Annotated in this window: 17 protein-coding genes, 2 tRNA genes, 1 pseudogene and 1 riboswitch; of the genes and pseudogenes, 14 read left to right on the top strand and 6 right to left on the bottom strand. The window is 41.1% G+C overall.

Annotated features, from left to right (window positions below):
* Positions 1-31 precede the first annotated feature (31 nt).
* The 4 genes from FD12_RS00480 (at position 32) to FD12_RS00465 (ending at position 2,141) form a co-directional block, all read left to right on the top strand.
* Complete coding sequence (locus tag FD12_RS00480) at positions 32-340, top strand: hypothetical protein (RefSeq protein ID WP_054746735.1); 309 nt, start codon at positions 32-34, stop codon at positions 338-340.
* Positions 341-410: 70 nt separating this feature from the next.
* A tRNA-Asn gene (locus FD12_RS00475) sits at positions 411-482 on the top strand.
* Between the two features lie 113 nt (positions 483-595).
* Positions 596-667: transfer RNA gene (locus FD12_RS00470), tRNA-Asn, on the top strand.
* 244 nt (positions 668-911) lie between these two features.
* Complete coding sequence (locus tag FD12_RS00465) at positions 912-2,141, top strand: peptidoglycan recognition protein family protein (protein ID WP_056981176.1); 1,230 nt, start codon at positions 912-914, stop codon at positions 2,139-2,141.
* Between the two features lie 198 nt (positions 2,142-2,339).
* On the opposite strand, the gene FD12_RS00460 is transcribed toward FD12_RS00465, so the two are convergent.
* On the bottom strand, positions 2,340-2,648 hold the full coding sequence (locus FD12_RS00460) for a DUF960 domain-containing protein (protein WP_054746733.1): 309 nt from the start codon (positions 2,646-2,648) through the stop codon (positions 2,340-2,342).
* A gap of 73 nt (positions 2,649-2,721) precedes the next feature.
* A complete protein-coding gene (locus FD12_RS00455; protein ID WP_056981069.1) occupies positions 2,722-3,546 on the bottom strand; it encodes a LicD family protein in 825 nt (274 codons plus the stop codon).
* A 136-nt stretch (positions 3,547-3,682) separates the two neighbouring features.
* Between FD12_RS00455 and FD12_RS00450 the strand changes: the two genes are divergently transcribed.
* The 6 genes from FD12_RS00450 (at position 3,683) to FD12_RS00425 (ending at position 6,302) form a co-directional block, all read left to right on the top strand.
* Positions 3,683-4,144 (top strand): MarR family winged helix-turn-helix transcriptional regulator, encoded by a 462-nt coding sequence (locus FD12_RS00450; protein ID WP_054746732.1) that lies wholly within the window; start codon positions 3,683-3,685, stop codon positions 4,142-4,144.
* Positions 4,145-4,366: 222 nt separating this feature from the next.
* Positions 4,367-4,621 carry a GlsB/YeaQ/YmgE family stress response membrane protein gene (locus FD12_RS00445; RefSeq protein WP_054746731.1) on the top strand — a complete coding sequence of 85 codons (255 nt, stop codon included), beginning with the start codon at positions 4,367-4,369 and terminating at the stop codon, positions 4,619-4,621.
* A 28-nt stretch (positions 4,622-4,649) separates the two neighbouring features.
* Positions 4,650-5,216 carry an alkaline shock response membrane anchor protein AmaP gene (gene amaP, locus FD12_RS00440; protein ID WP_082622109.1) on the top strand — a complete coding sequence of 189 codons (567 nt, stop codon included), beginning with the start codon at positions 4,650-4,652 and terminating at the stop codon, positions 5,214-5,216.
* Positions 5,217-5,229: 13 nt separating this feature from the next.
* On the top strand, positions 5,230-5,412 hold the full coding sequence (locus FD12_RS00435; RefSeq protein ID WP_054746729.1) for a hypothetical protein: 183 nt from the start codon (positions 5,230-5,232) through the stop codon (positions 5,410-5,412).
* Positions 5,413-5,428: 16 nt separating this feature from the next.
* A complete protein-coding gene (locus FD12_RS00430; protein ID WP_056981066.1) occupies positions 5,429-5,860 on the top strand; it encodes an Asp23/Gls24 family envelope stress response protein in 432 nt (143 codons plus the stop codon).
* A 22-nt stretch (positions 5,861-5,882) separates the two neighbouring features.
* Complete coding sequence (locus FD12_RS00425; protein ID WP_054746728.1) at positions 5,883-6,302, top strand: Asp23/Gls24 family envelope stress response protein; 420 nt, start codon at positions 5,883-5,885, stop codon at positions 6,300-6,302.
* Positions 6,303-6,402: 100 nt separating this feature from the next.
* On the opposite strand, the gene FD12_RS00420 is transcribed toward FD12_RS00425, so the two are convergent.
* Together FD12_RS00420 and FD12_RS00415 are read right to left on the bottom strand one after the other, a co-directional pair.
* Positions 6,403-6,765, bottom strand: coding sequence for a hypothetical protein (locus FD12_RS00420; RefSeq protein WP_056981064.1), 363 nt, complete (start codon positions 6,763-6,765; stop codon positions 6,403-6,405).
* 131 nt (positions 6,766-6,896) lie between these two features.
* Positions 6,897-7,454, bottom strand: coding sequence for a cysteine hydrolase family protein (locus tag FD12_RS00415; RefSeq protein ID WP_056981062.1), 558 nt, complete (start codon positions 7,452-7,454; stop codon positions 6,897-6,899).
* Between the two features lie 383 nt (positions 7,455-7,837).
* Between FD12_RS00415 and FD12_RS00410 the strand changes: the two genes are divergently transcribed.
* Together FD12_RS00410 and FD12_RS00405 are read left to right on the top strand one after the other, a co-directional pair.
* Entirely contained in the window at positions 7,838-9,190 is a 1,353-nt protein-coding gene (locus FD12_RS00410; protein WP_056981060.1) for an amino acid permease, read from the top strand.
* A gap of 194 nt (positions 9,191-9,384) precedes the next feature.
* On the top strand, positions 9,385-10,290 hold the full coding sequence (locus FD12_RS00405; protein WP_056981058.1) for a magnesium transporter CorA family protein: 906 nt from the start codon (positions 9,385-9,387) through the stop codon (positions 10,288-10,290).
* 169 nt (positions 10,291-10,459) lie between these two features.
* Here FD12_RS00405 and FD12_RS00400 read toward each other — a convergent pair whose 3' ends face one another.
* Together FD12_RS00400 and FD12_RS00395 are read right to left on the bottom strand one after the other, a co-directional pair.
* On the bottom strand, positions 10,460-10,828 hold the full coding sequence (locus FD12_RS00400; RefSeq protein WP_056981057.1) for a hypothetical protein: 369 nt from the start codon (positions 10,826-10,828) through the stop codon (positions 10,460-10,462).
* 126 nt (positions 10,829-10,954) lie between these two features.
* A complete protein-coding gene (locus FD12_RS00395) occupies positions 10,955-11,659 on the bottom strand; it encodes a hypothetical protein (protein WP_225427249.1) in 705 nt (234 codons plus the stop codon).
* 120 nt (positions 11,660-11,779) lie between these two features.
* Positions 11,780-11,863, top strand: a riboswitch (SMK box riboswitch).
* Here FD12_RS00395 and metK point away from each other — a divergent pair.
* Positions 11,861-13,051 carry a methionine adenosyltransferase gene (gene metK, locus FD12_RS00390; protein WP_054746725.1) on the top strand — a complete coding sequence of 397 codons (1,191 nt, stop codon included), beginning with the start codon at positions 11,861-11,863 and terminating at the stop codon, positions 13,049-13,051. (Overlaps the previous riboswitch by 3 nt.)
* Positions 13,052-13,126: 75 nt before the next feature.
* Positions 13,127-13,837, top strand: a pseudogene (locus tag FD12_RS00385) (MFS transporter); the annotation flags it as partial.
* Positions 13,838-13,877 lie beyond the last annotated feature (40 nt).

Raw genomic sequence — 13,877 nt, 5'->3', positions numbered from 1 at the left:
GTATAATAGTACGATAGTAGGAGGAGATTTTTTGAAAAGTAATGAAGTTTTAACGTTAATTGAAGAAATTACCCGCAATGACGGCTCAAAGTATATCGAAATTAGTAATATGGTGCAAAATGGGCGGGCGGAATTGGCAGCCGATAGAGGATTTATCAAACAGGTCCGAATCCTTCAGCTTAATATTCCACATTCTCCTCACGTTGCCAAATATGAACACTACGTAAATGAGAATTTTACAATGCCAGATGAGAATATGGATCATTTTGAAGAATGGAAGAAAACCCCTGAGATGCAAAAGGAAGTTGCCATTATTCTGAAAGAAAATCACATCGGATAATTAAAATATGTTTGCATAGTCTTGGCAAATATGATATAAATATATATGTCGCAATTACAAAAAACATTTTTGCTCCGTAGTTCAGTGGTAGAATAATTGACTGTTAATCAAGAGGTCGCTGGTTCGAACCCAGCCGGAGCAGTTAAGATCTTGGAGGAAACTTTTCCCCACAAAATCTTTTTTTATGCATTTTTTACTTGTAACAATCATGAGAATATGATAGATTAGTCTCATGGCATTTTAACTAAATATTTTTGCTCCGTAGTTCAGTGGTAGAATAATTGACTGTTAATCAAGAGGTCGCTGGTTCGAACCCAGCCGGAGCAGTAAGATGTTTTGTGAAAGTCTGACAGATGTCAGGCTTTTTATTTTTATATTAGCGTCTCGATATTCAGATGTTGTCATATCTATGCATCAATCTTTCCAGATAGTTGACAACTATGTTACGATAAATGTACCGTTTATCGAAAATAAAGTTTTGTTGCGTTTGATTAATCTTAAATATGAGGGGATATCAACATTGATTAAACAAAAAACAACACGCACTATTGGACACTTGATCGCAACGTTTATGGTTGGCATTGTGATGATGCTAGCTGCCAGCTTACAGGTAGACGCAAGTTCTGCTGTTAACACTTACATTTTGAACCATAAGCTCACGCCAGCCAATGTAACCAAACAAATCTGGTCTGGCTTTCCAAAAAATAAGTACACTTCGGGGAAGCCAACCGGGGTTGTCGTTCACGAAACTGGTAATCCTAATTCGACCATTTTTAGCGAGATTGCGTACATGAAACAAAATTATCAAAATGCATTTGTGCATTCATACGTTGACGCGTCAAGAGTGATCAATATTGCTGACACAAGTTATTTGGCATGGGGCTGTGCTTATCCTGGGAATGGGGAGTTCATTCAATTTGAACAAGTTGAAGTGCATAGTAAGGCCGCTTTCGCCAAAGAGGTTAATAATGCCGCAAATTATACAGCAGAATTGCTCCATCAATATAATCTGCCGTTGAATGATGCTGCTTATGATGGTCAGGGAACCGTTTGGTCACACAACGCGGTTTCGAAGTTTCTCGGGGGCACTGATCATACGGATCCAACCGGTTACTATGCCACCTCCGGGAAGCAATTTTTCGGTCAGGCCTATACGATGAGTGATTTCTACCAATTGGTTAAACACTATTATAATGCCGCTGACACGTCGAATTCGACATCGGCGGTCAGTCACACGACGATGTCATCCAAAGGCCGGCTGACGAGTTCTGACAAGGTTGCTCAGCCAGTTACCATTCGATATCATCATGGCCAGGGAACAGAATCCGCCAGACTCAATTCAAATTATCAAAAGTTCAGGCTATATAACCACGTCAAAGGCTCTGATTACTTTACGTTTTACTATAACTGGAATAACGTATTGGCTAAGTCTGGCCAGAGGGTCTATCTGGATGCCCGCGGGGTTAAGAGTCCAACCAAGACGACTTGGTACCGGGTTCGGTTTGCCAAAGCCGCTAACGCGCAAAAATACTGGATTTACGCCGGTGCGTTGAACTTCAATCCAATCGAATATTCGAATTCTAATCGGTCCATCACCATTAAACATGGGCGTTATGCCCTGAGAAATCACGTGTACGGTTCAGAGTATCTATCACTGGTGACTGGTTCAGCCAAATCAATTCTTAAGCGAACCTACAAAGCGAATAAAAAAGCCGTTAAAACCTATCCAACGGGTAAAACGACTTGGTATCGATTTAAATTAAAAGGTCACAACGTTTGGATATGTCAACAAGCTTTGTAAAAATGTGAATAATTCAAAAAAGCGAGGTAGGGACAACTAGATTGCCTGCCTCGCTTTTAAATTTCAATGATTGGTCTTTAAGCTCACGATCAAAGATTCTTTTCTGTCATGTAACATGAATCGGTTCAATCCCAAAAAGCACGTGTCAAACAGGTTCATTTATATGTTGAACCCAAGAGTTCATTGGTCTTACCCCGGTTAAATATTGATTTCCGAAGGGGTCGCAATAATTTGGCGATCACCACTGTCGTAAACGACGAGTGATTTGGGATAATTATTGTTATAAGGGAATGGGGAATCAAACGTGGCCACTAATTCGTTATCTTGGATGTAGTCGTATGACAGGTTACCATCATTATTGACCAAATCAAAGACAATTAAATTGGACAGTGGAAAAATCCCTTGTAAATCATTGTCAATCAAATACCAAACATGATCAATTGCCTCATCTGGTAAAGTGGAGACAATGCTATAACTTGCGAAACGTGAATGATCTTTATCAAACATAAAAACACCTTCAATACTCAAAATGTGATTGCTAATAACCTAGCAAAAAACAATCAGTGATGCAAGTAACTTGTTAAACCATAAATTCCTGATTATCCATTATCAGCCTGGTAATATGTTTTTCCGTCCGGGCATTTTCTGGCGGCAAAGTCATGTAATCGCCATAAATGTTGGTCAAAATCTCATCATAGTCTGCTGGTGCGACAATGGTTGTATCAGCAAATGGGAGGTCAATTAAATTAGTGAGCTGATCCTCAGTAAATAGTTCTTTGTCATAGGCATACTGAGAAGCCAGGTTCTTATAAACGGTTAAATTCGGCCGCTTATTAAATTGAGTCATTGTATCCTGACGTTGGCGTTTGTATTCCCAGGCCGTTTGCAGCTGTTCCGGTGAAAGTGGATTTTGAAACTTTCTAATCGGGTTATCAATAATATTATAACGCAATTTAAGATAGATTCGACTATCCAGCCTTCGTAGGTCAAGAATTTGTCGCCGCTGTCTTTCTTTTGAAGCGGGAATTTTGTCCAGCGGGAAAATATCCAGAAAGATTCCTTTGCGGGCGTTATTCACGTTGTTCCGTTCCTCAATAAAGGTATTACGATCTAAAAGTTTAGCATAGCTCAAGGCATAGTTGCTATCTGACCAAGGTGTCTGCAGGAAATAGTGCGTGTTCTTTAAAATATTTGGGGCAAGGTCAAGTAGCCGTTCGTAGTCCTCTCGGGGAATGCCAACGTCCATGTCATCATCCCATGGAATAAAGCCCTGATGGCGGATCGCACCAAGCAAGGTGCCGCCAAGGGCAATATAGTTGATATTAAGAGTACTTGTTAATTGGCGAAACTGTTTAAAGATGTTTAATTCAACTTCGTGGATTAAGTTAATTACACTGTCTGTCATAGCATCCTCTACTTCCATTTAATAGTTTAATTATAATCCATTTTAGAAAGATTCCCAAAACAAGGGCGATAAGGTTGCGCCTATTGACGTGAAAATATATAATTAGGGCGGTATAAACAATAATAATTATTTGGGAATGGTGAGGGATATGAGTAAAACAAATCAACAACTGTTGAAGGAAGCAATTGATGTTTATCTTTCTTCGTTAAAGTATTTAGATAATTTCGTTTCGGAACCAGCAACAAAGTATGGTTTATCGTTTGAGCAATATTTGATTTTACACACGATTGCTGAACGGGATCATGTATCGTTGATGGATATTGCCAGTGAAAGAAAAGTAACCAGAAGTGCAATTTCACGGCAAATCAAGGTTTTATTACAACACGATTATATTTTCCAGAAGCCTGCCGAAAGCGACCGGCGGAGATTATATCTGCATCTGACACCTGCAGGAGAAAAGGCCGAGAAGAAAGTCAACGATCTAATTACCAAACGTTTTGATAACTGGATCAGCCGTTATGGTGAGGATCGGGTTCGAGAAATTCTGGCATTTATTAAAGATTTTGCATCTCACGAAATGTCCAGATCAGAAAAATAATTGTTTAGTGTCGAAATAGGGGGATTCAGCTAGCCGTGCAAATTTAATTTTGTGCGGCTAGTTTTTTCTGTATTTTGTAAACAACACATGATCAGCCCTTAGACTAAAAAAAGCCAATGTTCCTTCACAACTTATTCACACAATAAGTTATAGGTTATTGTATACTATGGTTATAGCAACAGTAGTCGTTGTTAAATCTCACTTACAGAAAGGATGATTGCCATGTTTAGTTTAATCTGGACACTTATTATCGGCGGAATTATTGGTGCACTTGCGGGTGCAATTACCAGCCGGGACATGCCAATGGGCTGGATCGGAAACATCGTCGGTGGACTGATCGGTGCTTGGCTCGGTCAAGCACTCTTAGGAACATGGGGCCCACAATTGGCTGAAATCGCAATTTTCCCAGCAATTGTTGGTGCCGTTGTTTTAGTACTAGTTGTATCTCTGGTCACTCGTGGTTTAGCACGAAGCTAAATCGGGAGAATGGAGAGGAGGTAAGGCGGTGAGTCGTTTAACCAAATTACTGGTTTTAGTAATCAGTATCATCTCAATTGTTCAATCAGTTTGGCTGCTGGCATTGGTGGTACCAATCGATTACGTGTCAAAATTTGTGTTACCGTCAGTGCAGACGAACACGGATTGGCTGCTGATTGCTGCTTTAACAATCAGCGTAATTGTGGCTTTAATTGGGGTTGCAGCGATCATCACAGTTTTGTTTGCCCCGAAAAAGGCGGATCAACTCATTTTTAGGTCACCAAGTGGGCGGCTGAGCATTTCAAAAAAGGCGATTGAAAAATCGTTGGCCGAAGCCGTCTTGCAACACGCCGAAGTGGCAGATGTCCAAACAAATGTCAAACTTCACACTCGAAACCGGGTTGCCAGAGTTAAGGTGACCGCAGTAGATAAGGAAGGGCGCGACCTGGTGAAGCTAGGTGAGGACATTCAATCAATCGTGACCAATAAGATTGCGAATCTGATGGATGTGAAGGCTAAGAAAGTGAAAGTCAAGGTGAATCCATTCGATTCAATCCGGGATAAGAAGCGGGCGAACCACCCCCGAGTGGTATAAGGAGGCAGATTAAATGAAATCAATTATGTATGGCGGCCTCATCGGCTTAATCTGTGGCATTGTGTGGGTATTTGGCAGCTTTAGCGGCATGCTACTGGTTCTTGCCCTCACTTTGATTGGATCGTTGGTAGGCGCCATTATTTGGAAATTAGGCGGTATCAGAACTTTGATCGGCCAAATGATTAGCGACGAATAAAAAGGAGTTGATGTTGATGGATGCAACCGTACAAAAACCAGAATTAACCAGAAAATTAACGTTTGAAAATTCTGTGATCGAAAAAATTGCCGGACTGGTTTGTCGAAATGTTGACGGTATTTTATCGCTGGATGGTGGAATGATTAGTGAATTGGCAGATCGATTCTCAAAATCCACTGATCCGACGAAAGGCATTGATGCCGAAGTTGGTGAAAAACAGGTCGCGCTGGATATGGAAGCAACAATTGAATATGGGGCAGATGCCCGACAAATTTTTGACGAAGTTTGTACACGGACCCAACGGGCAATTAAAAACTATACTGGTTTAGACGTGGTTGAATTAAACCTAAATATCAATGATGTCCTGACCAAACAAGAATGGGACCAACAAAGCGACCGTAAGAAGGATAAAATTGCCAACGATGTAACTGATGACAGAGTGAAATAATAAACCTTAGGAGGATATGATAATGGCTGAACAACACAAAGACGCAGGTGTCGCAACTGTATTAACCTATGAAGACGATGTTTTGGCAAAGATTGCTGGTAACACTGTTCGTGACGTAGATGGGGTTCTATCCCTGGAAGGTAATTTGATTGACTCAGTTACCGACCGCTTTAGTGACGAAACTGACCCAGCAATGGGCGTTAAGGTAGATTTGGATAATGATGACAAAGAAGTTAAGTTATCGATGGATGCGGTATTGGAATATGGTAAGTGTATTCCAAGTGTCTTCAACAAGGTAACCAATAAATTGTCTCAAGCAATCAATGAAATGACGGATCTCAAACCAACTGAAATCAAGATTAACGTCAAAGAGCTCCAGACTCGGGAAGAATTTATGAATAAGAATCGCAAGAACGATAAAAAGAAGGACAAGGATAAATGAGCTGTTATGGCCAAATTAAAGAGCACCCTGATCGAAATCATGTTTAGATTTCAGTCAGGATGCTCTTTAATTTTGGTCCAGGCTACACGTATTTCAGTTATTAAGCCATTGCTTCGTCTTCATCAAGTTCCAGCCACAGGGCCAAGGCGGTTGGATTAAAGTCAGGCCAGCTCGAAATGTGTTCATAGCCACGTTTGAGTAAGGAACTGACTTTTCGTTTCTTCAAATCATCAAAAACGGTCAGGGCAAAAACGTTGTCCTCCAGGTCACTAATGACTGTTCCGAGTTTGTGGTTCCATTCAGCAACCAAGTCCTGATAAATTAGTAATTGCCGGGAATTTTTGATTGTGTAATCAACACCTTGTTGTCTTAAAGTAACTTTGTAATCATCATATTCCTGTAAAACAGCTTCCTTAGCGCGTTCCCATTGTTCCTTATTGTACCTTGGCAATTTATTAGCCATGAGTGACGCCTCCTTAAGTACAAAAATAATCGCCAAGCATAAAAAGTACTTGACCATTCGATCTTATGTTTAGTCATCTGACGTTCATTAAACACTAAATCGGATTATTTTGCAAAGGGGGTAGCTCAAATCTAGTCGACAACCGTTGCGCCAAGCACATTCTTAAAATGTCCTAAAGCCCACTTTTTTCCTTCAGGGGTCAGTCCAGCAACTCCGTTTTGATGAACAACGATGTCGTAATTGAGATTATAAGCATCAACCGCCGTGTGCAGCACGCAAATATCGGTACAAACCCCAACTAAATGCAGAGTATCAATATGGCGTTCCCGTAGCCGAATATCCAAGTCCGTTTCCGCAAAGGCACTATAGCGGGTTTTATCGTACATATAGACTTTATCTTCAGTTTGATTGGCAGTAAACCAGTCCTTCAAGCCGTTGTAAAATTCTCGTCCCCAAGTATTGCGGACATTGTGGGGCGGAAATAGTTTGGTTTCTGGATGATAAGGATCATTGGGCTTGTGAACGTCGGTTGGTAAAATTACCCAATCTCCGTTTTGAACGAATTGGTTGGCGAGCTTAATGATAGTCGGCTCAATATCTTGACCTGCTTTCCCGCAAGAGAGGGCACCTTTGTCAGCCACAAAATCGTTTGTGTAATCAATAATCAGTAAGGCAGTATGTGAACTCATCTGAATCCCTCCAAATATCGAAATAAAAGTATCTTTCACTTTAACTGACCTAAAGGTACACTGATTTGAGCAGGATTTCAATCATTTGTGATTAAAAAATTGAGTAACCCGTATGATATTAACTTTGACTCCGTAATTGTTAAGAATTTACCCTTGACTTTTTAAAAATCATCCGTATACTTATTAACTAATCACCAGAGAGCTGATAGTCGCTGGAAGTCAGCAAAAGTTTATGGCAGAGCACATAACTGGTTGCAGCCAATATCTGCATTTTGAGGCAATACATAGTGTGTTGCAGAATTTGGGTGGAACCGCGTTCTCACGAATGCCCCTGGTACCGTAACTGGTACTGGGGGTATTTTTTATTTGAAGGAGGAAACCAGATGGAGTCAAGTAAGTCAACAAATACATTGTCACGTTCATTGAAGAGTCGCCATATTCAGATGATTGCAATTGGGGGTGCGATTGGAACCGGATTGTTTCTTGGATCCGGATCAGCCATTCACACTTCCGGACCATCCATTATCTTGTCCTACCTAATCGTTGGAATTTTTTGCTTCCTGTTGATGCGTGCAATTGGAGAGCTACTTTTATCCGATACCAGTAAGCATTCGTTTCTGGACTTTGTCAAACTTTACCTTGGTGACCGCTGGGAATTTGTGACTGGTTGGACTTACTGGTTCTGCTGGATTAGTTTAGCCATGGCCGATTTGACTGCCACTGGCATTTATATCAAATATTGGTTTCCAGGGGTTCCTCAGTGGGTGCCGCCATTGGTAATTCTGCTATGTCTATTCTGCGCAAACATGGTTAACGTTGGCTTGTTTGGCGAGTTGGAATCTTGGTTCTCAATGATTAAAGTGGTTGCCATTATTCTTTTGGTTGTCGTTGGGGTGGGCCTAGCGTTGTTCCATGTCAAAACCAGCAGTTCAACTGCTTCATTTAGTAATTTGGTTTCTCATGGTGGCTTCTTTCCCACTGGGGCTCACGGTTTCCTAATGTCGTTTCAAATGGTGGTCTTTGCCTTTGTTGGCATTGAGATGGTAGGGCTGACAGCCGGTGAAACCGATAATCCGGAGCTGAACCTGCCAAAGGCAATTAATAGTTTGCCAATCCGAATCGGACTTTTCTATGTTGGGTCAATGATTGCGGTGATGAGTGTCTATCCCTGGAATAAAATCACCACAACCGCAAGTCCATTTGTTCAAGTATTCTCTGGAATTGGCATTATTGGAGCAGCCGGAATTTTGAATTTTGTGGTGCTGACGGCGGCAATTTCCGCTACCAATAGCTGCTTATTTAGTACCAGCCGGACGATGTATGCACTCAGTATGGGTGGAAATGCCTCCTCATTTCTCAATCGATTGGGGCGAAATGGGGTTCCCAACATCGCTTTGAACTTTTCCACGGCCTTTCTGCTGATTATCGTCGTTTTAAATTATTTTATTCCAGCAGGTGTCTTTAACTTGGTTTCCAGTGTGTCAACGATCAACTTTGTGGTTGTCTGGGTGGTCTTACTGATTGTCCACGTAAAGTACCGCAGAGCCAATCCTAAGGGGGTTAAAGCCTTCAAGATGCCTGGTTATCCAATTGCTGACTACATCAGTTTGGTATTTTTCATTTTCATTCTTGGATTTCTTTTGGTCAGTTCTTCGACAAGAGTTGCGATGATCATTTCAATCGTTTCGGTGGCCACAATGCTTTTGGTTTATCAACTGACTCAGAAAAAAAGCTGAATAATTAGAAATAAATTACTGCCCACTAAAATCGAAATTTGAGATTTTGGTGGGCATTTCTGATGCCATCATAACTGAATCGACTGGGCTTAGTTGAGCTGATTGAACGTTGCGACGTTCAATTTGAAAAAGTCACCTGGGTCCCTTACAATTTAGTTATGTAACCACCAATAAATATTAACGAGGAAAAAGCAATGATCGCAATTCATGAATTTGCCACCTACACTTGGGTGGAAGCAGTTGACCCCAGTGAGCGTGAGCTGAATGACATTATCAATAAATATCAGCTGCCAAAAAAGTTTAAAAATTACATACTTGATCGCCATGAACAACCCCGTTCTGCTTATGATGATCTGTCGGACTTCGGCGTCTTGGTCGTTCGAGCAATGGGATCAATTGCAGAAAGTCACGCAACCACAGTACCAATCTTTTTAGGGTTCAGTGACAAGGTGCTAATTTCTGTTTGCCATGACACGGATCAGGCAACGCTTGTCAAAAAGCAGTCGGCCCTTGGTTCTTCACAAATTAGTAATCATATTTTAGCAATTTTAATGGCGATTCTAACGCCGTATTTCGATAAACTGGACGACATTAGCCAGAGAGCCGAGAAGCTTGAGGGGGTTCATGGTCGCGGAATTAGTAATCAGAATTTGGACAATTTAGCAATGATGAAAACCAATTTGGTGTATTTGCGCTCGGCAACCGCTGGGAATTTGATTGCAATCCAGGAACTTCAAGGAACCTTCCATGAAAAATTGAAATTAACGGCTGCCTTATCTAAAAGTGCCGACCAGCAAATTTCTGATCTCTTGATTGAATATAAACAGTGTCAGACAATGTTTGATGTGGTTGGGGATGTCGTGAGTGAAACAGAATCTGCGTTTGGTAATATCTTGAATAACAAATTAAACCAAACCATGCAATTTCTGACGGTTTGGTCACTGATTCTAGCGATTCCGCCAATTGTTTCGGGCTTTTATGGGATGAACGTCAAGCTACCGTTTGCTGAAAATGATGCGGCGTGGTTTTACACACTGGTGATCACGCTATTACTGGTTGTTTGGATGTTTCTACATATTCGGTTTAATCGCCGACATTAACAAGTGAGATTAGGGTGGATCGTTTATCAAACAGAAAAAATTTCGATTACTCCATTACTGGTTGGTGGTACCAGCTGTTGGGTGCCTCGTCTATTTTAAGATTTAAGCACTGTCATGATAAAGCCTAAAATAAGAGTTCAGTTGCATGAATCAGGCTGCAGCTGAACTCTTATTTTGAAAACGTTGGGTTGTTTGAAAGTGGGTCACCGTTCGCGAAATGTTTCAATGCGCTGATGGCATTGTGAACATTTCCACGAACAAGGTCACTGTGATCAACGCCAATAATTGTGAATGGAATGAGCAGATCTCCCGGGAAATCTCGAATAATTTGTTTATCCATTAAAATGACATCATCTGTTAATTCGGTTGGATCGAAGAAATGATCTGAAATAACCTTGATTGATGTGTTAGCTGAATTGATATTGTTCCTCAAACGCTCGCAGAAATTTTGTAACAGGGCATCATCGACAATTGGGTTGCCGGTCAGGGAAGGCTGAATCTTTCCCTTCCGAATGTCGCCTACGACTCTGATATTCATATTTACACCGCCCCTCACCATTTATCAATCATTGATATGATAGCTGGTTTTGAAGGTGAATGGGGCCTCATCTTGGATATCTTTTAGTAAAATTAATGATATTAACAAAATTATAATATTTAGGGCTTACAAACAGACCAACAGGGAAAACAACAGGTAGCACGCGGAAGATACGTTAGCCCTTTTCCCAGAATTTTTTGGATTAACCTGAGATTCAAAAAAGAGATAAAATCCAAGGATAATTGCAATTAACAGTATCCTAATCAATGATAATTGTAGGGTCAGACATAGCATTAAAATCAAAATTAAGATGATCAAAAGTGATGAGAGGTTATTTTTCTTCATGAACCCATGGTATGAAAAAAAGATGTTTGAAAAAATAAGGGTTGTAATGTACATAAGTGAAATGAGCGAGAAGTAGTGATGGTCTGTGATGTTGAACAAAAAAGCGACCCCACTGCCATTAATGACCCCAAAGATGATCCACCGACCATGCGGTTCATTTACCAAGGGAGTCAGCAGCAAAATGTTTGCGAAAACAAAATCGACCAGGATGAGCGACGCATTCAAGGCGCCAGCGTTTAAGAAAAGGCGGATGCTCAAGATACCGACAAGGGCATCACAAGCAATTGTAAGTAATTGGTTTTTGGGCGAAGTGAGGACTTGATTCATTAGGATGGCAAACGGAATGCCGATGACCATCAGTTGGATTAGATCTTGGTTCACGAAGAATGATTTAATTGGCAAATGCGCAAACAGCATCCAGATAAAAAGTGAGATGGCCACTCTGATTGAAAACTGAATCATTGAATTTTTAGTTGAATTTGTCAAAGCGTCTTTCTCCCAATTGAAGTTGAATATTCATACAAATAATCGTAATGTTTTTTTGCCAAAGGGTCAACGGGTTTTGAAATAATTGGTTTCAAAATAAAATGATCTGTGATAACATGATAAAGTTATGAGTTCCCGATAGGATTCACGTAATGCGTGAAGAAGCCTTGTAACCTTAAAAATATATAGGGGGAAAATAAAATGCGCGAAAAACATTTATTTACTTCGGAATCAGTTTCAGAAGGTCATCCAGATAAGATTGCGGATCAAATTAGTGATGCAATTCTTGATGCCTTGTTAGCTCAAGATCCAGATGCCCGGGTTGCCTGTGAGACATCCGTGACAACTGGATTAGTTTTAGTTTTTGGTGAAATATCAACGACAGCATATGTTGATATCCAAAAAGTTGTTCGAAATACCATCAAGCGAATCGGTTATTGTGATGGTCGTTACGGTTTTGACGGTGATTCCTGTGCCGTGATTGTTGCCTTGGATGAACAGTCTCCTGACATTGCTCAGGGGGTTGATGATGCCTTAGAAGAACGTCATGGTGAGACGGATCCACTTGATAAGATTGGTGCTGGTGATCAGGGATTGATGTTTGGTTATGCGATTAACGAAACCCCTGAACTGATGCCATTGGCTATTTCATTAGCTCATAAGTTAATGAGAAAGCAGGCTGATCTTCGTAAGTCTGGCGAGGTTCCTTACTTAGGGCCTGATGCAAAAGCCGAAGTCACTGTGGAATACGATGATAACGACAAACCAATGCGAGTGGATACGGTTGTCTTGAGTACCCAGCACGATGATGGCGTCAGCTTGGATCAAGTTCGTTCTGACGTGATTGAAAAGATTATCAAGGCCGTTATTCCAGACAAGTACTTGGACGGGAATACCCGTTATCTGGTTAATCCAACTGGTCGCTTTGTGATCGGTGGTCCTCAAGGGGATGCCGGTTTGACTGGTCGGAAAATTATCGTTGACACTTATGGTGGTTATGCTCACCATGGTGGTGGTGCCTTTTCCGGTAAAGATGCGACTAAGGTTGATCGGTCAGCCAGTTATGCCGCTCGTTACATTGCCAAGAATATTGTGGCAGCCGGTTTAGCAGACCAACTTGAAATTCAGTTGGCTTATGCCATTGGAGTTGCTACGCCAGTTTCAATCGATATCAACACATTTGGTACCGGAAAGGTTTCAGAAGAGAAGCTAATTGAAGCAACTCGGAAACTATTTGACCTGCGACCTGCAGGAATCATTAAAATGTTGGATCTTAAACGACCAATTTATGAACAAACCGCCGCATATGGCCACTTTGGTAGGACAGATATTGACTTGCCTTGGGAGCATACGGATAAGGTTGATGCGTTAAAAGATTATTTCAAGTTATAAACAGCTAACCAGCAAAACGCCCTTGAAAATTCAAGGGTGCTTTTTTGGCTAAAAATCAATGTAAGGGGTTATTTCATGTCACAAACAGCTAAACAAAGTAACGTTATGCTTGTCACAATTGCACTTTTTGTTGCCACTTTCATGGCAGCCATCGAAGGAACAATTGTGTCAACTGCGATGCCAACAATCGTTGGGGATCTTCACGGCGTTGCACTGATGAATTGGGTCTTCTCGATCTTTTTGTTAACCAATGCGATTGCAACGCCAATCTACGGGAAGTTGGCTGATAGTATCGGCCGCAAGCCCATGTTTATCGGCGGCATTACAATCTTTATTTTTGGTTCCGTGATGTCTGGACTCTCTCACTCCATGCTGGTTTTGATTATTTGGCGGGCAGTTCAAGGAATAGGGGCTGGGTCAATTTTACCGATATCCAACACCATCATTGCTGATATTTATCCGTTGGAGAAGCGCGCTCAGGTTTTAGGCTTAAATAGTTCTGCTTGGGGAATCGCTTCTGTCATCGCCCCGTTACTTGGAGGTTTCATTGTTGATCAACTAAGCTGGCACTGGATCTTTTTCATTAATTTGCCAATTGGCCTGATTGTCATGATCTTGGTTCAACTTTATTTTCACGAAGAAAAACGCCAAACTAAAAGCAAAATGGATGTTGGCGGCACTTGTTGGTTAACAATCATGCTCTTGGCAATTATGTATGCGTTCCAGTTGGTGGGTCAAAGTCCAATTAATTGGAAAATCGTGGCCAGCTGTTTCTTAGAAACTGTTTGAGATCTCTAAAAGCGGCGTAGGAAAACTGAGACAAACG

This window comes from Lentilactobacillus rapi DSM 19907 = JCM 15042, assembly GCF_001436255.1.
In the GTDB taxonomy this organism is placed as follows: domain Bacteria; phylum Bacillota; class Bacilli; order Lactobacillales; family Lactobacillaceae; genus Lentilactobacillus; species Lentilactobacillus rapi.
The sequence above is the reverse complement of the archived record's forward strand: the minus strand, read 5'-3'. Positions and strand labels throughout refer to the sequence as shown.